Origin of the sequence: Streptomyces sp. NPDC048473 (genome assembly GCF_043200155.1) — a bacterium.
Classification (GTDB): Bacteria; Actinomycetota; Actinomycetes; order Streptomycetales; family Streptomycetaceae; genus Streptomyces.
In genome coordinates this window covers 25469-48344 of record NZ_JBICXE010000046.1, presented here as the reverse complement: position 1 = coordinate 48344, position 22876 = coordinate 25469, and the positions used below count along the sequence as shown (strand labels likewise).

Annotated in this window: 13 protein-coding genes and 1 pseudogene; 7 read left to right on the top strand and 7 right to left on the bottom strand. The window is 68.5% G+C overall.

Annotated elements, in window-relative coordinates:
- Positions 1–105: 105 nt before the first annotated feature.
- The 4 genes from ACGFU7_RS39985 to ACGFU7_RS39970 all read right to left on the bottom strand — a co-directional run bounded on the left by ACGFU7_RS39985 (position 106) and on the right by ACGFU7_RS39970 (position 1757).
- The gene (locus tag ACGFU7_RS39985) at positions 106–297 is read right to left on the bottom strand and encodes a hypothetical protein (RefSeq protein WP_393702856.1); all 192 of its coding nucleotides are present in this window, start codon (positions 295–297) and stop codon (positions 106–108) included.
- Positions 298–397: 100 nt separating this feature from the next.
- Positions 398–739, bottom strand: a complete 342-nt coding sequence (locus ACGFU7_RS39980; RefSeq protein WP_393702854.1) for a DUF5713 family protein — start codon at positions 737–739, stop codon at positions 398–400.
- A gap of 122 nt (positions 740–861) precedes the next feature.
- Entirely contained in the window at positions 862–1398 is a 537-nt protein-coding gene (locus ACGFU7_RS39975) for a hypothetical protein (RefSeq protein ID WP_393702852.1), read from the bottom strand.
- A complete protein-coding gene (locus ACGFU7_RS39970) occupies positions 1302–1757 on the bottom strand; it encodes a transposase (protein ID WP_393702850.1) in 456 nt (151 codons plus the stop codon). The genes ACGFU7_RS39975 and ACGFU7_RS39970 overlap by 97 nt, the downstream gene beginning before the upstream one ends.
- A 675-nt stretch (positions 1758–2432) precedes the next feature.
- Here ACGFU7_RS39970 and ACGFU7_RS39965 point away from each other — a divergent pair.
- From ACGFU7_RS39965 to ACGFU7_RS39940, 6 genes are all read left to right on the top strand, one after another.
- Entirely contained in the window at positions 2433–3374 is a 942-nt protein-coding gene (locus ACGFU7_RS39965; RefSeq protein WP_393702861.1) for a sterol desaturase family protein, read from the top strand.
- A 132-nt stretch (positions 3375–3506) separates the two neighbouring features.
- Positions 3507–12881, top strand: coding sequence for an amino acid adenylation domain-containing protein (locus tag ACGFU7_RS39960; protein WP_393702860.1), 9375 nt, complete (start codon positions 3507–3509; stop codon positions 12879–12881).
- Positions 12871–14553 carry a phytoene desaturase family protein gene (locus ACGFU7_RS39955; protein WP_393702848.1) on the top strand — a complete coding sequence of 561 codons (1683 nt, stop codon included), beginning with the start codon at positions 12871–12873 and terminating at the stop codon, positions 14551–14553. The genes ACGFU7_RS39960 and ACGFU7_RS39955 overlap by 11 nt, the downstream gene beginning before the upstream one ends.
- A 20-nt stretch (positions 14554–14573) precedes the next feature.
- Positions 14574–16316, top strand: coding sequence for a phytoene desaturase family protein (locus ACGFU7_RS39950; RefSeq protein WP_393702846.1), 1743 nt, complete (start codon positions 14574–14576; stop codon positions 16314–16316).
- On the top strand, positions 16313–17368 hold the full coding sequence (locus tag ACGFU7_RS39945; RefSeq protein WP_393702844.1) for an MDR family NADP-dependent oxidoreductase: 1056 nt from the start codon (positions 16313–16315) through the stop codon (positions 17366–17368). Before ACGFU7_RS39950 ends, ACGFU7_RS39945 begins: the two co-directional genes overlap by 4 nt.
- Before the next feature lie 80 nt (positions 17369–17448).
- Positions 17449–18651, top strand: coding sequence for a cytochrome P450 (locus ACGFU7_RS39940; protein WP_393702842.1), 1203 nt, complete (start codon positions 17449–17451; stop codon positions 18649–18651).
- A 75-nt stretch (positions 18652–18726) separates the two neighbouring features.
- Here the strand turns inward: ACGFU7_RS39940 and ACGFU7_RS39935 are convergent, their stop codons facing one another.
- From ACGFU7_RS39935 to ACGFU7_RS39925, 3 genes and pseudogenes are all read right to left on the bottom strand, one after another.
- Entirely contained in the window at positions 18727–20016 is a 1290-nt protein-coding gene (locus tag ACGFU7_RS39935) for a cytochrome P450 (RefSeq protein ID WP_393702858.1), read from the bottom strand.
- 827 nt (positions 20017–20843) lie between these two features.
- A pseudogene (locus tag ACGFU7_RS39930) lies at positions 20844–21756 on the bottom strand (ferredoxin-NADP reductase); the annotation flags it as partial.
- Between the two features lie 16 nt (positions 21757–21772).
- A complete protein-coding gene (locus ACGFU7_RS39925) occupies positions 21773–22597 on the bottom strand; it encodes a hypothetical protein (RefSeq protein ID WP_393702840.1) in 825 nt (274 codons plus the stop codon).
- On the opposite strand from ACGFU7_RS39925, the gene ACGFU7_RS39920 reads away from it, so the two are divergent.
- Entirely contained in the window at positions 22580–22861 is a 282-nt protein-coding gene (locus tag ACGFU7_RS39920; RefSeq protein WP_393702839.1) for a hypothetical protein, read from the top strand. The two genes, ACGFU7_RS39925 and ACGFU7_RS39920, sit on opposite strands and share 18 nt — an antisense overlap.
- The last annotated feature ends 15 nt before the right edge of the window (positions 22862–22876 follow it).

The window sequence follows — 22876 nt, the reverse complement described above, 5'->3', positions numbered from 1 at the left end:
TCATCGGCAAAACCACCCCGCCGGACGATCTACAACACAGACTGCCGCCCACGACCAGCACGAGCACCCCGAAACCAGGTCACGCCACCCCGCTGACCAGCCACTTCAAGATGGCGGAGCTTCTTTGAAGATCCGTACCTTGACCAGCACGGTCTGGGCCTGCACGCGGACGATGAGGTGGGTGTCGCAGGCAGCAGCGGGCTCGTTGTTGAGAGCCAGTGTCGTGGGGATCCACTCGGTCGAACCGATGGCCATCACTGGGTGATTCACGTACAGGTCGATACCTGCGATCTGCATCGTCCGACTCCTATGCCATCCGTGACCTCCCCGGAGGATAGGACCCCGCACTGACAGCGCCATGAGGCAGGTGACCGACGGGCGTCATTCTGGCACTCGCTCACCAGTCTCGGCCGGCGATCAGCTCCTCTGCATCCGCGTCTGTAAAGCCGTATGCCGACGCGACAAGCCAGAACTCCTCAGCGATCCATTCACGCGCAACCGTCTCGATCTCACTCCCGGCTGCCTCGAACTCCGCTTCCAGAAGGTTGAACTCCTCCGTCGCGGCCTGGGTGAGCGCGTACAGGGCCTCCAGATTCGGCGGCTGTTCAGCCTCAATCCGCTCGCACAGTCGCAGCAGGATCGCCCTGCCCTGGTCTACGACGTAATCGGGGAAGTACGAGTCCTCGTACATCGGCCGCAGAAACGCGTGCCCTGTTACCTGCTGGTTTGTGATCGGCATGCGCTTCCCCATCTCCGCAGAACAACTGACGCGCCGATCATGCACGACACCATTGACAGCTACGCCGCCCATGTATGCCAGATCACTCGTGACCAGCACTTTCACAACAGGCCGTAGTGAGGTCAGCGTGGGGTGCTGTTGAGCTGGGTCATCAACTCTCGGTTAGTAGCTCGGGATGCCTGGAGGTCTTCTTCGCGTTCGGAGAGCTGGTCGCGGAGCTCGGCGACCTGTTGTTCAAGGTGTTCGATCTTCCGCTGGAGGGTGTCTGTGTCGGTGGGAGCGCCGAGGCCAGTGGCGCGCCAGGCGTCCTGGCCAAAGGCTTCGGACAGGCGTTGTTCGAGGCGGGCCACGTGCCCCGCAAGGCGGGTGTTGCGTTCGGTGAGGTTGGCCAGATCGCTCAGCAGGGAGTTCCGGCTGACCTGCGGTCCGGTGGTGTTGTTGGGTGGTTGGGCGGCCTTGGCTGCCACGGCTGCGTGGAGGTCGCCGTGGCGGTAGATCAGGCTGCGGTGGACGCCGGCCAAGCGGGCGACGGCGGAGACGCTGATCGGCTGGCCTTCGCGGGTCAGGTCGTCGAGCGCGGCCAGCACGTGCCTGCGGCGGCGGGTGGAGTCGTCGGCGCGGGCCTGGGCGAGCCGGTCGGCCGGGGAGGCTGGTTGCATGCTTCCCGTTCGAGTCGAAGGCCACCGGCGGCTGGCCGGAGGGTGGGCATGCCGAGCTGTACGGTGCGGGACCGGCGCAGGACCGAGGTGGCCTGGCGGATCTCCTCCCGTTCTTCGTCGGTGAGGTTGTCGAGGTCGCTCTCGACCCTGCGGATCAGACGCCGCAGGCGGCTGATCTCCTCCTCGGACGGTGTTGCTTCCGCCCTGGCCCAGGCGTCGAGCTCGTCGGCCGCGGCCAGCCGTTCCTGGTCCCGCAGCAGGGTGTCCAGGTAGGCCCGCAGGTCCGGAAGGTAGGAGGGATCGGTGCGGAAGTGATCACAGCCCAGGCACCGGAACCGGAACGGGCAGGTTAGGCCCACCTGAACTCGTGACGTCCAAGTCCTCAAGGGGCCGACGAGGGGCAGATGTGGGCTCCGACCTGACGCACGGAGTGCCCGAGGGCGTCCCCGAGGACGGTCAGTTCCTCATCGGTGAACCAGAGTTGTTCGGAGTTGCAGATGGCGAGGGCCGCTCGGGATCCGGCGCTTATGAGCCACGGCAGCCCCGATTACGTCCCGTGAGTCCGGCCGTCCGACCACGAGGCTCGCAAAGCCCTGTAGGCCCCGCTGCATTGCCGGGACCGGGGCCGAAGCCAGGGGAAATTATAAAGTCCCAATAGATTATCAGTATTACTAGTAACTCACTTGGTGGACGGTCGAATTATTCGCATTCCGCCCGGCTGGTCCTTCTGGTTCATTGAAAATTGGACGGGGTGGCGAATATTGCCCCGCCCGTCCGGCGTGTGAAGACGAGGCTTGAATCCGACGGTTGATGGTGCCGGAAAGGGAAATGGAATCAGAGCGGGCTCGCACGGTGGTCCCGCTCGGGTTCGCCGGGTCCGTAGGGGGGTTCGCTTCAGTCTCCAGGTGTGAATTCTTTCATGCGTGACAACTGACGTCCGACGCGTCGGTCTCGCGCGCCCGCAGGAAGTCATCAATTCCTCCTTCGCGGTCTGCGCATTCTTCTGTACTGGTTCCTTCGTAAAGGTGCTGCGGATGGAAAATTGCGAACCACTGCACGGCGGTGATCCGGAGAAGGATTCCGGTCCGGTGCGGCGGAAGAGAGTGCCCGGCCTTTCGCCGCGCTCTGTTCTCCGCGTGCTGGCGTATCCGTTCCTGCTGGTGGCCGCGGTTTCAGTGGCCGTGGCGGCATTGTGTCTCGACTGGGATCCCGACCGCGTGAGCCCGCTCTTCCTGGTCGGCACCATCGCCTACCTGACCGCTCTCGAACGTCTGATTCCGTATCAGCGTGCCTGGCACCCGAGCCCCAGCGAGTGGCGTTGGTACGGGGTCTACTTCCTGCTGACGATGGCGGCCAGTGCCCTGGCGCAATATGTGGTCACCGCCGCCGTCTCCGTGATGACGCCCGACGAACCGGCGCTCCATCTCTGGGCCGAAATTCCCGCAGCTCTGCTGACCGGTTCACTGGCCAGTTATCTCGTGCACCGACTCGGCCACGCCAACCCGATATTGTGGCGACTGCACGGTGTGCACCATGTGCCGCAGAAAGTCAACGTCGCCAATAACGGCGTCAACCATGTCCTCGACATCGTTCTTGCGCAAGGAGTCGTTCAACTGGCTCTGGCATTGATCGGGTTCTCCCGCGAATCCGTATTCGTCGTGGGTCTCTTCGTGGCCGCCCAGGGCTATTTCGTCCATGCCAACATCGACGTGCGCATCGGCCGGCTCAATCATCTGCTCGCCAGCCCCGAACAGCACCGCCTGCACCACAGCACCGATCTGTCCGAGGCGGGCCACTACGGCTCGGATCTGTCGATCTGGGACCACCTTTTCGACAGCTACACCTGGCGGCCCGGCCGCGAGCCGGTCGCGGTCGGAATCGGCGACCCCCAGTCGTTCCCGCCTACCGGCGAGATCGCCACCACCCTTCTCCACCCCTGGCGCCGCGTGAAGAGGGCCGGGCCCGGTTCCGCCTGACCGTCCTCTCTTCTTCGGGAAACCGCACCGCCCTCCCGCATCCATGCCGTGCCGCGGCGCCACAACTTGAGGAGTACGACCTTGCCCGACGTGAACAGTGCCTCTGTGAGCGACAAAGTAGCGATCATCGGCATGGGCTGCCGACTGCCCGGCGGTGCATCGGACCACCGCACGTACTGGCAGAACCTCATGGACGGCAAGGACTGCATCACACCGACACCGGCGGACCGCTACGACGTCACGACGCTCGGCAGCAGATACAAGGAGAAACCCGGACGCCTCATCGGTGGCCGAGGCGGATACATCGACGGCTTCGACGAGTTCGACCCCGGCTTCTTCGGAATCAGCCCGCGTGAGGCCGACCAAATGGACCCACAGCAGCGCAAGCTGCTGGAGGTGGCCTGGGAGGCGCTGGAGGACGGCGGCCAGCGGCCCTCGGAGCTTGCCGGAAGCAATGCCGCCGTATTCGTCGGCGCGTTCACACTGGACTACAAGATCCTCCAGTTCTCCGACCTGAGCTTCGCCTCTCTGGCCGCGCACACCGCCACCGGCACCATGATGACGATGGTCTCGAACCGCATCTCGTACTGCTTCGACTTCCGAGGGCCCAGCCTGTCCATCGACACCGCGTGCAGTTCCTCCCTGGTGGCGGTGCACCTCGCCTGCCAGAGTCTGAACAACGGGGAGACCGATCTCGCGCTGGCCGGTGGCGTCCTGCTGCATGCGGCACCGCAGTACACCATCGCCGAGACGAAGGGCGGATTCCTGTCGCCCGACGGCCGCTCGCGTACGTTCGACGCCACGGCCAACGGCTATGTACGGGCCGAGGGCGTCGGAATGGTCGCGCTCAAGCGGCTGGACGACGCCGTGCGCGACGGCGACCCGATCCACGCAGTGATCCTCGGCACGGGGGTCAACCAGGACGGCCGCACACATGGCATCACCGTGCCCAGCGCGGACGCCCAGGTCGCCCTCATCCAACGCGTCTGCGCCTCAGCCGGCATCACACCCGGCGCCCTGCAGTACGTGGAAGCGCACGGCACCTCGACGCCTGTCGGCGACCCGATCGAGGCGAACGCACTGAGCCGGGCACTGGCCGTCGGCCGCAGACCAGGTGCCACGTGCTACGTCGGGTCCGTCAAGACGAACATCGGGCACACCGAAGCGGCAGCGGGTATCGCCGGGCTGATCAAGACCGTTCTCTGCCTCAAGCACCGCCGTATTCCGCCCCACATCAACCTGGACCGGATCAACACCGACATCGACCGGGAGTCCTCCCCGTACCGGATCCCGACCGAGCCGACCGACTGGCCCGAGCACGAGGGCCCCGCACGGGCCGGGGTGAACGCGTTCGGCTTCGGCGGCACGAACGCACATGTCGTGCTGGAGGAGGCACCCGAGCGGGAAACACAGCCGACCGCGCCCGGCGAACGGGCCTGGAATCTCCTGCCGCTGACCGCACGGACCCCGGACGCCCTGCCGGAGCTGGCGGCGGGTATCCGCCGCGAGCTGGCAGGGGTCCACGGGCCCGAGGTGCCGCTGCCCGACCTCGGATACATGCTTGCACACCGTCGCCAGCACCTTGAGTCGCGGCTCTCCGTCGTGTACTCCTCACGGGCCGATCTGGACGAGGGGCTCGCCGCCTTCCTGCGGGATGAACCTCACCCCCGGGTGGTCCACGGCAGGCACCTCGACATCGAACAGCGGGGCCTGGTCTGGGTCTTTACCGGAATGGGGCCGCAGTGGTGGGGCATGGGCCGCCAACTTTTCAAGGGCGATGAGGTGTTCCGGGACGCGGTCACCCGCTGCGACGTGGCCGTCCGCAAGTTTGCGGGCTGGTCCCTGATCGAGGAGATGACGGCAGGCGAAGCCGGATCGCGTATGGGCGAGACATGGCTGGCGCAGCCGGCCAACTTCGCCGTCCAGGTGGGACTCGCGGCCATGTGGCGCCAGTACGGTGTGCGGCCCGACGCCGTGGTCGGCCACAGCACCGGCGAGATCGCGGCCTTCTACGAGGCGGGGGTCTACAGCCTGGAGGACGCGGTCAGGATCGTGGTGCACCGCAGCCGGCTCCAGCAGAGGCTGACCGGGACCGGCACGATGCTCGCCGTGAGTCTGCCCGAGAAGGAGGCACAGCTCCGGGCGGGCGCGTACGGGGACCGGGTGTCCGTGGCCGCGGTCAACAGCCCCTCGGCGGTCACGCTGGCCGGGGACCGGGACGCGCTGGCCGAGCTGGCGGACGGGCTTCGCCCCGAGCAGATCTTCGCCAAGTTCCTGACGGTACAGGTCCCGTACCACAGCGCGGGCATGGAGGCGATCAAGGACGAACTGCTGGCCTCGCTGGACGGCCTTGAGCCCCGGGCGGCGACGGTTCCGCTGTATCTGACGGGTCAGGAGGGCACGGCGCACGGCAGTGAGCTGGACGCGGGCTACTGGTGGAAGAACGTCCGCCACCGGGTCCGCTTCCGCTCGGCCGTCGACCGGCTCGCCGACGACGGATACGGGCTGTTCCTGGAGATCGGTCCGCATCCGGTGCTCGGCCACTCCATCCGTGAGTGCCTCGACGGCCGGGGGACGTCCGTACGTACCCTTCCGTCGATCCGCCGCCAGGAGAACGAACCGGAGCGCTTCGCCGCCTCGCTGGCAGAGCTGCACAACCTCGGTGTCCCCCTCGCGTGGGACACCCTGCACCCGGTGGGTACTCCGGTGGTCCTTCCCCGCTACCCGTGGAAGCGCGACCGGTACTGGACGGAGCCCGGCCCCGTAGCGCAGGTCCGCCTCGGCCACGCCGACCATCCTCTGCTGGGGCGCCGCACGACGCACACCGAACCGACCTGGCACACGACACTCGACACCGAGCGGCTGCCCTACCTCGACGACCACCGCATCCAGTCCACCGTGGTCTTCCCGGCAGCGGGGTATCTGGAGATGGCCACGCAGGCGGTCCGCTCCCTGACCGGCGGCACCCACGTCGTGCTGACGGACATCGAACTCCGCAAAGCGCTCTTCCTGCCCGAGGGCGAGGACCGGGCGGTGCGTCTGACGCTCTCGTCGCAGAACGCGGCGTTCACCATCGCCTCGGCAGGGGAGGGTGAGGGCGACCGGGCGGTGCACGCGAGCGGTGTCGTGCGCTCCGGCCAGCCGCGTGCGGCCGGGCCCCCTGTCGATACCGCCGCCCTGCGGGCACGCACCCGGCGCCGGCTGGACGGCAAGGACTGCTACGCGGCGCTGGCCGCCCTGGGCTACGACTACGGCCCCGCGTTCCGGGCCATCGAAGAGGTGTGGATCGGTCCCGGCGAGGTCCTCGCCCGGCTCCGTCCGCCTGCGGTGATCGGTGACGACGCGGCCCGGCACCACATCCATCCCGTGCTGCTCGACGCCTGCTTCCAGGCGTTGCTGACGACGCAGCTCCTCGACGACGGCGCGGACCGGCAGACATCCGGTATCCGCCTGCCCCTGTCGATCGACGAGGTGTGCCTCGCCCCGGTGGGAGACCAACCGCTCTGGGTGCATGCCACGGTGACCCGCCACAACGGGGACGAGCTCGTCGGGGACATCGCCGTCTACGCGGACAGCGGTGAACCCCTGGGCGGTATCGGTGGTTTCCGTGCAGCCGATGTGGAAAAGGCGTCCACGGCGGTCGGCCTCGGCACGATTGACTCCTGGCTCGCCGAGACCGTCTGGATGGAAAGCCCCTTCGACTCCGCCGAGGACGAGACCGACTCCGACAGCCCCGTCTCCACCAGCAGCGACTGGCTGGTGTTCGCCGATCGGCAAGGCGTCGGCGACGCCCTGAGTGCCCTGCTCGCCGCGCGCGGCGAGCGCTGCCACCTCGTACGTCCGGGGGATATGTATCGGAAGGGGGCCGACGGAAGAGAATTCACTGTCGTCCCGGGGTCCGCCACGGACCTGGAGCAGCTCTTCGCCGACCTGGGCAGGGACGGCGAGGACGGCTGGGTGTCCTCCGTCACCATCGTGCATCTGTGGAATCTCGACCTGCCGCACCTCTGTGAGGCCTCGCGGCAGGACCTCGTACGGCACAGCGGCACAGGGGCGTACTCACTGGTCGTGCTCGCCCGGACGCTGCTCCGCCGCGGGGATGGCGGCCGGCTGCACATCGTGACCCGCGGCGCGCAGCACGTCGGGCCCGGCGAGACCGTCGAACCTCTGGGGGCGCCCGCGTGGGGGGTCGGCCGGGTGCTGAGGCACCAGGAGCTGATCTCCCACCGCGGCAAACTGATCGATCTGGATCCCGGCCGACAGGGAGACGAGGGATGCCGGGCCGAGGCGCAGGCGCTGCTGCGCGAGGTACTGACCGACGACGAGGAGGAGATCGCGCTGCGTGGCGCGGGCCGCCTCACCAGCCGGGTGCGGCGGGCCGAAGGGCTGACGCGCCCCCTTCCGCTGCGTCTGCGCGCCGATGCGAACTACCTTGTCACCGGTGCCTTCGGAGCGCTCGGCCGACTGCTCTGCCGGACACTCGTACGGCGTGGCGCACGCAGTCTCATCCTGATCGGACGCACCGTGCTGCCGGAGCGCTCCGCATGGCGCGGTCTCGACCCCGCCAGTGCCGAGGGCCGCGCCGTGGCCTTCGTCAAGGAGCTGGAGGCACTCGGGGCACGGGTCGTTCTGGCACCGCTCGACATCACCGATGAGGCCGCGTTCGCGGCCTGGCTCGAAGCTCACCGGCTCACCGACCCGCTGCCGGTCCGCGGGGTGTTCCATCTGGCAGGGCAGGTCCGCGACACACTCGTCGTGGACATGGACCACCGGACGTTCGCCGAGGCCCACGATCCCAAGGCCGTCGGTGCGTATCTGCTGCACCGGCATCTGCGCGACGAACCGCTCGACCACTTCGTCCTGTTCGCCTCGATCGCTTCGCTGATGACCACGGCGGGCCAGACGAACTACGCCGCCGGGAACGCGTTTCTGGACGCGCTGGCCCAGCACCGTCGGGCGCTCGGCCTGCCGGGGCTGAGCGTCGACTGGGGTCCGTGGGCCACTGGCATGATCGAGGAGCTGGGGCTCGTCGACCACTATCTCCACAGCCGTGGGATGAGCTCGCTCGCACCGGACGTCGGCATGGCGGTCCTGGAACGCGTCATCGGCCAGGACCGGGCTCAGCTGCTCGTCGCGACGGTCGTCGACTGGCCGGTGTTCCTGTCCTGGTACGCCTCACCGCCCTCGCTGGTGGCCGAACTGGCGGCGACGGCCTCAGCCGGGACGGTCAACGAAGCGAGCGACGGCATCCTCGACACCTTCCGCAACGCGGACGCGGCCGAACGCCTGGCCCTGGTGACGAGGCGGTTCACCGCAGTGGCCGCTTCGGTGCTGCGGACGGGCTCCGATCAGATCGATCCGCAGGCCGGCCTCAACGCCCTGGGACTCGACTCGCTCCTGGCGATGGAATTGCGCGCCCGGCTCAGCTCCGAGCTCGGCGTCGCTCCGCCCGTGGTGGCTCTGCTGAGCGGCACACAGGCCGGCGAACTGATCGCACAGCTCCACGACGCCCTGGCCGAGTCGGTGGCGTTCGAAGCCAGCGGTGACGACACGGCAGCGGTGGAGGTATTCGAGGACGAGTTCCGCCATCCGCTGACGCAGAACCAGAAGGCCCTTTGGTTCCTCAGGCAGCTCAACCCCGAAGGCTACGCGTACAACATCGGAGGCGCGGTCGAGGTCCGCGTCGCTCTCGACCCCGACCTGATGTTCGAGGCCGTCCGCTGCCTGGTCGCACGCCACCCCGCGCTGCGGACCAACTTCCTCACGGTGGACGGTCTGCCGCTGCAGCAGGTGTCGTCGGACCGGAGCCCGGACATCGCGCTGTTCGACGTGCAGGACCAGGAGTGGGAGGACATCCACCGCGCCATCGTGGCCGAATACCGCAGGCCGTACGACCTGGAGCATGACCCGCTCTTCCGCTTCCGCCTCTTCAAGCGTGGCCACGACCGCTGGGTGATCATGAAGGCGGTCCACCACATCGTCTCCGACGCGATCTCGACGTTCACCTTCATCGAGGAGCTCCTCGCGGTGTACGAGGGGCTGCGCCAGGGCCGTGCGCCCTCGCTGCCGCCGGTCACCGCGCGCTATCTGGACTTCCTCAACGCGCAGAACCGCTTCCTGGCCGGTCCCGCGGCGCAGCGCATGCTCGACTACTGGCGCTCGCATCTGCCGGCCGAGGTGCCGGTCCTGGAGCTGCCCGTCGACAAGCCCCGTCCGGCCGTGCAGACACACAACGGGGCCTCGGAGTTCTTCGTACTGGACACAGCTCTCACCGCCCGCGTTCACGCCCTGGCCCGCGAGCACGACGTGACCCCGTTCATGGTGCTGCTCAGCGCCTACTACGTGCTGCTGCAGCGCTATTCCGGTCAGGACCACGTCATCGTGGGCAGCCCGGTCACCGGCCGGACCGAGCAGGAGTTCGCCTCCGTCTACGGCTACTTCGTCAACCCGCTCCCGCTGCACGCGGATCTGTCCGGTGCACCGTCGGTCGCCCAGCTGCTGCAACAGGTCCGTACGACCGTGCTGGGCGGCCTGGACAACCAGGAGTACCCGTTCGTCCTGCTGGTCGACAAGCTGGGGCTCCAGCACGATCCGAGCCGCTCCGCGGTGTTCCAGGCCATGTTCATCCTGCTGACCCACAAGGTTGCTACCGAAAAGTACGGCTACCGGCTCAATTACATCGAACTCCCGGAGGAGGAAGGGCAGTTCGATGTCACCCTGTCCGTCTACGAGGACGAGGCGGAGCGTCGGTTCCACTGCGTTCTCAAGTACAACACCGACCTGTTTCTGCCGGAGACCATGCGGCGGATGGCATCGCACTACACCACACTGCTCGACAGCATGACCCGGGCACCGGCCGATCACCCCACCACCCGGCTGGAGATGCTGGGCGCCCAGGAGCGTGAGCGGCTGGTCGGCGCGTGGAGCGGCGCCGGGCGCACCGCCCTGGCCTCTGGAGCAGGGAAGCGCGAGGCGGACCGCGTCCGCCCGGTGCATCAGCTGATCAGCGAGGTCGCCGCCCGGTGCCCGGACGCCGTCGCCGTCACAGTTCCGGCGCGTCACGGGACGGCCCTCCGGCTGACGTACGCGGAGCTGGACCGCCGCTCCGGGGAGCTGGCCCGGCGGCTGTGGGGTCTGGGGGTCGTAGCCGGCTCGGTGGTGGCGCTGTGCCTGGACAAGTCGTCCGACCTCGTCGTCGCGCTGCTTGCGGTGCTCAAGGCCGGTGGCGCCTATCTCCCGATCCCGCCCGACCACCCGGCCGACCGCGTCGCCCATGCCGTGCGGACGGCTGCCGCCACCCTCGTCGTCGTCGAGGACGACGCCTGCCGGAACCGGATGGCAGGGCTGCCGGCCGAGACGCTGACCCTGCGGGAGCTGTACGAAGCGGCGCCCGAGGCCGACGGCGGGCGGGCGCTCGTGGCCGGCGCCGAGGACCTGGCAGGCCTCGACTCACCTGCGTACGTCATCCACACGTCCGGTTCGACCGGGCACCCCAAGGCCGTCCAGGTCAGCCACCGGAACCTCGCCTCGGCGTACGGAGCCTGGCTCCAGGAGTACCGGCTGGACCGAGACGTGCGGGTGCACCTCCAGATGGCGGCCCCGTCGTTCGACGTCTTCACCGGCGACTTGGTGCGCGCCCTGTGCTCGGGCGGCAGTCTGGTGCTGGTCGACCGCGATCTGCTCTTCGACACCGAACGCCTGTACCGGACCATGCGCGAGGAGCACATCGACTGTGCGGAGTTCGTCCCCGCCGTCGTACGCGGACTCATGGACCACTGCGAACGCGAGGGCCTGCGACTGGACTTCATGCGGCTGCTGGTCGTCGGATCCGACGCGTGGAAGGCCGGGGAATACCGAAGGCTGCGCGACCTGTGCGGATCGCACACCCGTCTGATCAACTCCTACGGGGTCACCGAGGCCACCATCGACAGCGCTTGCTTCGAAGGACCCGTAGACGACCTGGAACCCGGCCGGACGGTGCCGATCGGGCGCCCCCTGACCAACAGCACGCTCCATGTGCTCGATCGGCACGGTGAGCCCGTGCCGCCCGGTGTGCCGGGCGAACTGTGGATCGGCGGCGACGGCGTCGCACTCGGCTACGCGGGCGACCCCGCACAGACGGCCCAGCGATTCGTGACCCGGACACTGAGCCGGGAGCCCGGCGCCGAACCTGTACGCCTCTACCGGAGCGGCGACGCGGCGCGCTGGGACGCGGACGGTCGCGTCCATCTGCTCGGGCGGGTCGACGGCCAGGTCAAGCTCCGCGGCCATCGGATCGAGATCGGCGAGATCGAGGCCCACCTCGCCCAGTGGCCCCAGCTGGCCCGGACGGTCGTCACGGTGCGCCCCGACGCCCGGGGGGAGGATGCGCTCTGCGCCTACTGCGTACCGGCGGCCGGAGCAGCGCTGGACCGGCGCGCGTTACGCCGGCACCTCGCGGGACTGCTGCCCGCGTACATGGTTCCTTCGCACTTCGTCGCTTTACCGGAACTGCCGCTGACCGCCAACGGAAAGGTCGATGTCGCCGGCCTGCCGACGCCCCGGTCCGATGCGGACGACGAGCCGGAGGAGATGCTCGGCACACCGTTCGAAGTGAGCATGGCCCGGCACTGGAAGGAACTGCTCGGGCTGGAGCGAGTCGGCCTTACGCACGAGTTCTTCGAGGCCGGAGGCAGCTCCATCAAGCTGATCGAGCTGATCCACCGACTCCGGCAGGAGTTCGGCGTCGGCATCCCCGTCAGCCTCCTGTACCGGGTCACGACCCTGCACGGGATGGCCGCCACGGTGGAGCGTCTCGCCACCGGCGGTAGCTCGGACGACCTGCCCTGCCTGAGTTTCAACAGCGATCGGGAGCCGACCGTGTTCTGCTTCCCGCCGGCGGGCGGCCACGGACTCGTCTACCGGACGTTCGCCGCTCAGCTGCCCGAATACCGGCTGATCGCCTTCAACTACGTCCCGGGCGAGAACAAGGTGGCCCGCTACGCCGACCTCGTCGAGTCCCTCCGGCCCGAAGGCAGGTGCCTGCTGATCGGCTACTCCCTCGGCGGCAACCTCGCATTCGAGGTGGCCAAGGAGCTCGAAGGCCGGGGACGCGATGTCGCCCATGTGATCGTCCTGGACTCGCACCGCATCCTGGAGCCCTACGTACCGGGCCGCGAACACTTCGAGTTCTTCGAGGCGGAACTGGCCGAACACCTGCTCAAGCACACAGGGTCGGAGATCGTCGCCCGCGAGACCCTCGACCACGCCGCGGAGTACCTGGCGTTCTGCGGCCGCACACCGAACCTCGGAGTGGTGTCCGCGACCGTCAGCGTCGTCACGGACGAGGAGAAGACAGCGCTCTATGCCGCGGACGCACGCGGCACCTGGCACGGCAGCTCCACCACGGCCACGCCCGTACTGCGCGGCTCCGGAATCCACGCCGACATGCTCGACCCCAAGCATGTGGCCCGCAACGCCGAGCTGGTGCGCGGCATCCTCCAGGAGGGCGGCGCCGATGGCCGGTGACGCGGGCGACGCGTGGAGCGCGGATGAGCGGGAGCCGGACGGCAGCCCCCGTGTCATCGTGATCGGTGCCGGCGTCGCCGGAATGTCCACCGGGTGCTACGCGCAGATGAACGGGATGCGGTCGCGCATCTTCGAAAAGCACGTGCTGCCCGGGGGCTGCTGCACGGCCTGGTCGCGCGACGGCTACATCTTCGACTACTGCATCGAGTGGCTGATCGGCACGGCCGCCGGGAACGACGCCCACCAGGTGTGGCGCGAACTGGGGGCGCTCGATGGCAAGACCATCACCAACTTCGAGATGTTCAACCGAGTCGTCGACGAGACCGGCCGGTCAGTGGTCTTCTACAACGACCCGGACCGGCTGGAGCGGCACCTGCTCGCTCTCTCGCCCGCCGACGCCCGGCTGATTCGCTCGTTCTGCCGAGACCTGAGGCGATTCATCGCCATCGAGCTGTACCCGTTCCTGACCGCCCCTGCTCTGCGGACCGTACGCGAGAGAGCGGCGACGCTGCGTACCGTCCTGCCCGCGTTCCGCCTGTTCTGGCGTACGGCGTCGACACCGATGCACGAGTTCGCCGACCGGTTCCAGGACCCGTTGCTGCGCCGGGCGTTCCGCAACATCTTCTTCCAGGATCCGGAGGGCTTCCCGCTGCTCCCGTACCTGTTCAACATGGCCAGTGCCCATCACCACAACGCCGGTTTTCCGCAAGGAGGTTCGCTGGGACTGGCCCGCTCGATCGAGGAGCGGTACAAGGCGCTGGGCGGTGAGATCAGCTACCGGGCACGGGTCGAACGGATCCTCGTAGAGGACGGACGTGCCGTCGGCATCGAACTGCGCAACGGCAGGCGGCACTACGCCGACCATGTCGTCTCGGCCTGCGACGGCCACACCACGATTCACGGTCTCCTGCAGGGCCGGTTCACCGGGCCGCGTATCGACAAGCTGTACAACGACCTGCTGCACCGTCCGGGCACCCTGTTCCCCGCGGTGGTCTCGGCTTTCGTGGGGGTCCGGGGCGATCTGGGCCCCGACCGGGCGCACAGCACCACGTACCTGCTCTCTCCCGAGGACGCCGCCGGGCTGCCCGGCGCACTCCAGAACAGTCTGGTGGTCCAGCTGCGCTCCCACTACTCGGACGGATTCGCCCCGCCCGGAAGATCGGTGGTCCACTGCACCTACTTCAGCGACTTCGCCTACTGGACGGCATTGCGCGCCGTCGACCGCAAGGAGTACCGGGCGAAGAAGCGCCAAGTGGCCGACTTCGTAAGGAACTTCCTGGAACGCCGCCTGCCGGGCACGGCCGAACGCATTGAGCTGGTCGATGTCGCTTCCCCGGTCACGAACCGGCGCTACACGGGCAACCACGACGGCTCCATTCTGGCCTGGAAGGCGTTCTCCGAGGCCGACGACATCGCGGCCGAGCTGGTAGGCAAGGACCGCATGCGCCTGCCGGGCCTGCGCGGATTCTCCATGGCCGGGCAGTGGGTCGGCATGGGCGGCCTGATCCGTGCTGCGTCGACCGGCCGCTTCGTCGTGCAGTACCTCTGCGACGAGCTGGGACGCGGGTTCACGGCATCCGAAAGCCAGGGCGGCGAGCCATGGCATCCCGGAAAGCTCGGCCGGCTGCCGCAGCTCGACAGATGGTCCGCGCGCGGGGACACCCGCACATGAACACCGAGGAGAGCAGGTTCATGTCGCGTTCCGAACGAGAGCCGATTTCCGAACGACAGTCGATGATCATCATCGGCGCAGGGCTCGGCGGTCTGTCCACCGGCTGCTACGCCCGGATGAACGGCTACCGCACCCATGTCCTGGAGATGCATGAACTGCCGGGCGGCTGCTGCACGGCCTGGGACCGCGGCGACTTCACCCTGGACCCCTGTGTCAGCTGGCTCCTCGGCAGCGGCCCCGGCAATGAGATGCACCAGATCTGGCTGGAACTGGGCGCGTTGCAGGGCAAGGAGGTACGGCATTTCGATGTGTTCAACGTCGTGCGCGGCCGGTGCGGCCGGGCCGTGTACTTCTACTCCGACCCCGACCGGCTACAGGCCCATCTGACCGACATCTCGCCCGCCGACTCCACTCTGATCCGGGACTTCTGCAAGCAACTGCGCGCCTTCCGCAAATGCCTCGCGGTCTATCCGTTCCTCAAGCCCGTCGGGCTGATGCCGGCGCTGGAACGCTGGCGGATGCTGGCTTCCTTCGTCCCGTACTTCAACGTCGTGCGCAAATCCATCAGCGTACTGATGACCGACTACTCGGCGCGGTTCAAGGACCCCCTGCTGCGTGAGGCGTTCAACTTCATCCTGTACGAGAAGCATCCGGCGTTCCCGGTACTGCCGTTCCACTTCCAGCTCGCCTCGCACGCGAACCTCTCCGCTGGCGTCCCCGAGGGCGGATCGCTCGGACTGGCCGAGTCCATCGAGCGGCGCTACCGCAGGCTCGGCGGCGAAGTGACCTACAACGCCAAGGTCGAAAAGGTGCTGGTCGAGGACGACCGCGCGGTCGGGGTACGGCTGAGCGACGGCAGCGAACTGCACGCCGACATCGTCGTCTCGGCCTGCGACGGCCGCACCACGATGATGGAACTGCTCGATGGCCGCTACCTCGACGAGGAGTACCGCCGCCTCTACACCCGGACCATCCGCGAACCCGGCATGGTGTTCCCCGGATACTTCACACTCTTCCTCGGCCTCCGCCGGGACTTCCCCGACGCCGACCCCTGCACGACCTATCTGCTCGACGAAGCGGACGCGGCGGGCCTGACCGGAATACGTCACCCCAGCATCAACGTCCAGTTCCGCAGCAGGCATTACCCGGAACTCTCCCCACGCGGAACGAGCATCGCGTACGTCACCTACTTCTGCGACATCGCCCCCTGGCGAGCCCTGGACGAAGGACCGGAGCAGGCGACCCGGACCCGTGGCGGCCAGGAACTCCACACGCTGCCGGTACGCCACGGCCGCGGGTACTACGCGGCCAAGCGGCGGGCCCGCGACGTACTCGTCGCATTCCTGGAACGGCGCCACCCCGGTATCGCCGACGCGATCGCCGTGCGCGATGTGTCGAGCCCTCTCACACAGGTCCGCTACACGGGCAACTACGACGGCACAGTGCTCGGCTGGCAGCCCTTCGTGGAGAGCGGGGAAACGCTGGAGACGCTCATCAAGAAGCACGGCCCCGGCCTGCCGGGACTGCGCAACTTCTACCAGTCCGGCGTATGGGCGACGACGGGCGGACTGATCCGCGCGGCGGCGGCCGGCCGGCACGTCATGCAGTTCATCTGCCGGGACGACGGCCGGACATTCACCGCGTCCGTCGACGAGAGCGGGCCGCCCCCGACCCACCTCGTCGTTCCGGTGGGGCCCCGACCGGACACGCAGCGCGCCACGGGGAGCCGTTCGACCCCCGCCGAAAGGAAGGTAACGGGATGAGGATCAGGAAATGGGTGGTACGCGAGCACATCGAGGGCGTTCCCGACGTCGAGAAGGTCTATGAGCAGGTCGAGGAGGATCTCGACGTCGGCCTCGCCCCGGACGAGATGCTGCTGAGGACGCGTTACGTATCGGTGGACCCCTACCTCCAGGGCATCGCGCTGGACACTCCTCTCGGCGCGCACATGGGTGCCGACTCGATCATGGAGGTGCTGGAAGCCGGTCCGCTGGCGGCCCACCGGCCCGGTGACCTGGTGCAGGGGTTCGGCGGCTGGCGCACGCATCTCGTCAGCACCGGCGCGGCCACCCCCTGGCAGACCGGGACGTTCCCGATGGTCTTCCCGGCCTTCCGCCGCCTGGACCCCCGCTGGTACGACGACGCGCTTCCGCTCCCCACCGCATTGGGCGTCATGGGCGGCCCCGGCATGACGGCCTGGGGCACCCTGACCAAGTTCATGTCGGTCCGATCGGGAGACACCGTCGTGATCAGTGGTGCCTCCGGCTCCGTCGGCTCGCTGGTCGGCCAGCTGGCCAAGCTCGCAGGCGCCCGCGTGGTGGGCACCACCTCGACGACGGAGAAGGCGGAATACCTCGACGAGCTGGGATTCGACGCGGTCGTCGTCTACCGCCACGGGGACAGCCGCGAAGCGGTGCGGTCCGCTCTCACCCGGGCCGCACCGGACGGAGTCGACAAATACTTCGACAATCTCGGCGGCACCGTCACCGACGCCGTGTTCTCCATGCTCAACGTCGACAGCCAGGTGGCCGTGTGCTGGCAATGGGCCACCCAGGTCGGCGGGGAGGCAACCGGGCCACGGCTGCTTCCGTACATCATGTTCCCGCGCACATCCGTGCGCGGCATCTTCTCGCTGGAATGGTTCACCGAGCAGAACTGGCGCGCGCTCCACGACGAACTCGGCGGCAGGATCCGGCGGGGCGAGATCCGCTGCGGGCACACCCTCCACCACGGCTTCGAGAACATCCCGGACGCCTATCGGAGCCTCTACCAGGACACGGGAGCCAGTCGGGGGAAGGTGCTGGTCGAGCTCTGACTGCCGGATCCTGCGAACCCTCTTCCCGCTGCCTGCCCGTGCCCCGTATCTCGCCGTACCCGCGCATGCCTGGAGGTCCCGTGCCCCGCTCCGACGACACCGACGCGACGACCGGCCCGCCGTCGCTCCCTCTGCACCGTCTGAGGTTCGACCCACCCGGACCGCCCAGGCCCGTCGCGTTGCCCGACGGGACCCATGCCTGGCTGGTCAGCCGGTACGCCGACGTACGCATGGTCCTGACCGACACCCGATTCGGACGCGCACAGCTCCACACACCGGACGCCCCGTCCCTGTCGGGCGAATCCGGTCTGGTGGGCAGCCTCGACCTGATGTTCAACCAGGACGGCGAGGACCATCTGCGCCTGCGCCGCACCCTGCGGCGTGCGTTCACGCCGAGGGCCGTCGCCCACTGGCGGCCCTGGATCGCCTCGATCGTGGAACAGCGCCTGGACGAACTCGCCGACAGCACACCTCCGGTGGATCTGGTGGCCCGCTTCACCCTTCCGCTCCCCGTCGAGGTGATCAGCCGGCTGATGGGTCTCGACGCCCCGGCACGGGAACGTCTGCGCCACTGGACCCAGTACGCCTTCTCCGACGGCTCCCACCCCAAGGAGGAAATGGAATCGGCGCTGGCGGAATTCGCCGCTTTCGGAAGCGCGCTGCTGGCCGAGCGGCGAAATGCGCCGGGCGACGATCTGACCAGCGTGCTCGTCCGGGCCGCCGATGACGAGGGCGGTATCCCGGAGGGGCAACTGGTCGACCTCGTGTGCGGGCTGGTGGTGGGCGGACACGACAGCACGATGACGATGCTCGGCAACTCCCTGCTCTATCTGCTCGGCGAACGGCCGGAGAGCTGGCCCCGTCTCGGCGCGGACGAACAGGCCGCCGGGGTCGTGGCCGAGCGGCTGCTGCACCTGGTTCCGCTCGGCGACGACCGGGGGACCGCGCGCCACGCCGCCGCCGACGCGGAGGTCGGCGGCGTGACCATCCCGGCGGGCTCGGTGGTTCTCGCCGACTGCGGCATGGCCAACCGCGACCCCGATGTGTTCCCGCCCCGGCAGTTCGACGACCTCTTCACCCCCTTGGAGGCCCCCACCCTGTCGTTCGGCGCCGGCCCGCACTACTGCCTGGGCGCCTGGCTGGCCCGGCTCGAACTCCAGCTGTCCCTGCACCGTCTCGCCGCCCGCTTTCCCGGCCTCCGTCTGGCGCGACCCGCCGACGGAGTGGAGTGGCGACGCGGCACCACATCCCGCAGTCCTCAGCGGATCGCAGTCACTTGGTAGGAGGACGACTCCCGCAGCTCCGACCGGGGGACGGCTCCGGTGACGTGCGCAGGTGCTCTGAGGGTGTGCGCCCGCTCAGCGCAGGTGCACCGGCAGCGATTCGATGCCGTAGACGATCGACAGCTTGCGGAAGGCCAGGTCCTGGGGCGGGACGGCGAGGTGCATCCGGGGAAACCGCCGAGTCAGGGCCGGGTAGGCGGAGCGCAGTTCCATGCGCGCCAGTTCGGCGCCGATGCAGCGGTGGATTCCGTAGCCGAAGGCGAGATGCCCCGAGGTGTTGCGGTGCGGGTCGAAACGTCCGTCGTCCATGACGTACGACGTGTCGCGGTTGGCGCTGCTCAGTGAGCAGAGCACCATGTCGCCCCGGGGAATGACCACCCCCGCTATCTCTATGTCCTGGCGGGCGAACCGGGGGAAGGCGATCTGCACGGCGGAGAGGTAGCGCAGCACCTCCTCGACGAACGGCGCGGCCATTGCCTCGTCCGTCCGTACTTGCTCGAAGACGTCCTTGTTCTGCAGCAGCACGAGGGAGCCGAGGGCGATCGTGCTGGCGGTCGTCTCGAACCCGCCGGTGAGCACGCCGTCGGCGAGGCCCGCGAGTTCCTCGTCGTCGACGCTGTCGCCGTGCTCCTTCACGATCATGCCGAGCAGGCCGTCGCCCGGTTCCTCGCGCTGCATCTTGACCACATTCCTGAAGTACGCCAGCGACTCCGACATGGCGCCGAAGGGTGCGGTCGTCCCACCGAAGAGGTCGAAGCGGTCCATGGCCAGCTGCTGGAAGTCCTGGCGGTCCTCGTAGGGCACGCCGAGCAGCTCACAGATCGTGAGGGAGGGGATCGGCAGCGCGAACTCTGCCACCAGGTCGACCGGGCCCTGCCGGGCTTCCATCGCGTCGAGGCGCTCCTCGACGATGGCATCGATCCTGGGGGTGAGGCGACGCAGCCGGCGCATCGTGAATTCCGGGGTCAGGATGCGGCGCAGCCGCGTATGCACGGGAGGATCGCTGAAGCCGAGCCCGCCGGGGCTCTGCTCCGCGGCCACTCCGGCATTCGAGGCGAGGTGGGCGAAGTCGGTGCTGAACCCGTCGGCCGATCCGAGGACGGCTTTCGACTCCTCGTAGCCGGTGACCACCCAGGCGTCCATACCGAACGGCAGCGAGACCTTGGATACCGGCGTCTTCGCCCGGAGCCCGGCCAGTTTGTCCACCGGGTCCAGGCCATCCCTGCGCAGCAGCATCAGCAGCTCTTCGGGCAGCAGCCTGACCGTGGAAGAACCGATCCCGTACTTCTGGATCCTGGACAGGTAGGTGCGCCCGAGCCGGGCGGTGATACGAGAACGGAACGTCGTCCTCAACGTGCACTCCATCAGTCGTCGCGCGGTCCGCACACACGGTGCGGACATGAGAAGGCTTTGCAGTAGGCATGGATATGGACAATGGCCGGCGCCAACACGGAATGCGCCGAGAGACGTTGTGTCGCAGGGCAGGAACCGGAAGAGCGCTGGTAGCACACGGTAGCTGAGCGGGCGGAGTGGGCGGTCGGCATGTCTGCGCCGACAGGACCGGCCGACCGCCTCGGCAGCTGCTGCCGGGCTCCCGGCGGAACAGTGAACGCGCAGCGGGCCGGGGCAGCGGGAGCGCGCGTCACGGGCACGTCGGAGTGGTCAGCACATCCGTGTGCTCTTCGTGCTCAGCTTCGAAGTGCGTGGTAGTTCGCGCGGTCGTCGCCGGTGGGCAAGCATCGTCGGGCCTGCCAGGGATTTCTGGCAGAAGCGCAGAGGGCACGCTGCGTGAGGCGACTGGACCGCGCCAGTCCGACTGGATGCACAGAACTATGCTCGGAGGCCTGATCGAGACCGAGCGCCTGTCCTTACGCCCCAGTGAGATCTCCGACGTCGAGCCATTCGTCGAGCTTCATGCCGGCTCGAGAGTCAGCCGGTTCGTCGGATCCTTCTCCCGTCAACAGCATCTCGCACACTGAGTCATGACGGCAGGACCCCTCTCCGCAGGAGACGCACCGGAGCCAGGCCCGCAGGCGGTCCGCCGTCCGGACTCCGAAGGCCGTCCGGAACTGCCCGATGCCCCAGGCGGTTCCGGCGCGCTCCGGTCGCGAACCACCGGGCAGGACGTGGTTGCCACGGTCCGCAACGCTGTCTCCGGCAGACGCGATCAGGGGTGGTACTCATTCGGGGGATCAGCTCGGCAGTCTCCAGCGGTTGCCCTTCGCTGCCGCGACGAGCTCCGGCACCGTGCTGAACTTGACCCGCGGGCGGCCGTCGCCGAGGCCACGTGCCAGTTCGGCCCTGTCGATGGCGGCCAGTCCCCGGGCGTCGACTACATGACGGCTGCGGCTCCGGGCGAGGCGGATGAACGACTTGGGCGCACGCACCGGTGAAGGCAGCGCGCCGACGACGGCGTCGGCCAGAAGTGTGCCGACAGTCTCGGCGGCGCAGGCACGGTTGGCTACGATGCCGCCCGAGGGCCCGCGCTTGATCCAGCCGACGACGTACGTCCCGGGCCGACCCGTCACGCGACCGCCCTCGTGCGGTACAGTGCCGCCCGCTTCGTCGAAGGGCAGTCCCGCCACCGGCACACCGCGGTAGCCGACTGCCCGCAGGAGCATGCCGGCCGGTATGTCCAGTTCGCCCGGACTTCCCGTCACGCGCATGGCTCGGACGGTGTCGTCGCCGAGCACCTCCACGGGTGCGGAGTGGAAGCGGAAGACGATGCGCCGTTCCGGCTCGGTGTGCGCGACCAGTCCACCGTCTCGCGGGCCGTACCCCGCAGCAGCGCGGCCTTCTCGTCCGGCGCCGCGCTGTCGATCGTCGCACCGGTCCGCGGATCGTGGTCGTCGACGACCAGCTCCACGCCCGGCAGGTGCTTGAGGGCGAGCAGCTCGGACGCGCTGTACGCCGCATGCTCGGGTCCGCGCCGTCCGAGCAGGACCACCTCGCGCACCCTTGCGGTGCGCAGGGCCGCGAGTGCGTGGTCGGAATGTCCGAACCGGCCAGCGCCGAAGGGTCTGTGACGAGGATGCGGGCGACGTCGAGGGCGACGTTGCCGTTGCCGGCCACGACCACCCGCTCGGCGGACAGGTCGATGGCATCCGCACGTTTGGCCTTGTCACGCCGATAGAGGTGCCCTGTCCTCGTCGTCGCGGGGCAGAAGCCGGTCGAGGACGGCTGAGGCCGGCGCAGCATCGAGTGCTCGGACTCCGGTGAGGTCGGCGACGCTGATGGCCCCGTCCGGTCGAGGTGGAGGCGTCTTGAGTACCTGACCTGCCGGGATGTCGATGGACTCGGTGACTGCCCCGACCCGTACGGCATGGCCGAAGTCGCCATGGTCGAGGCACTGGGCGTGGTCGTCCGTGGCGATCAGATGCGCTCGGCCGAACAGGGCTGCGGGGAGTTCGTTCTTGTGTGGCATGTCTGTGCCGATTCCCGTCACTTGCGCGCCGTCGCGCACCTGCACTGTGTTCAGGACCGGCGTGGTCGCAGGCGTGGTGGTGATGATCATGGCTGCGCCCGCTGCCTCCCGTGCTGTTGCGGGGCGTGCGTTCAGGCCGTGTGCGTCGAGCCACTGGCAGGCGGTGTGGGCGCTCTGGGAACTCCGGCCGTGGACGAGCACCGTGGTGAGCGGGCGGAGCCGTGCGAGCCAGAGTGCCTGGAGGCGGGCTTGTTCGCCGGTACCGACGACGGCGAGCGTAGCGGCGTCGCGGCGGGCCATGGCGTGGGTGATGAGGGCGCCGACGGCGGCTGTGCGCACTGCGGTGAGCAGGCCTCGGTCGCACAGCACCGCAATAGCTTCGCCGGCACCGTCGCGCAGGACTGCGCTGACCGAGGAGAGGCGGCGGTCGTCCGCCAGGACCTTCTCGTAGGGGCCGAAAACGTCCTTGGCGGACGGGTTCTCGACCGAATCGCGCCGAACCCGATGGTGACCCTCAATCACGCCGTCGCCGTCGCGATGACCGACGGGCCGCGCGCCGGCCTGGAACTGCTGGAGAGCCTGGACGCTGACGGCCGCATGGCCAGGCATCACCGCCCGAACGCCGTCCGCGCCCACCTGCTGGAGCTGGCCGACGACAACTCCGCCGCACGCGACGCCTATCTGCACGCCGCCGAACGGACCACCAGCCTGCCCGAGCAGCGCTGTCTGCTCGACCGGGCCGACCGGCTTCGCCCAGGCCGCTGCCGGCCTGACGCGGCATCCTGAGACCAAGACGGTGGC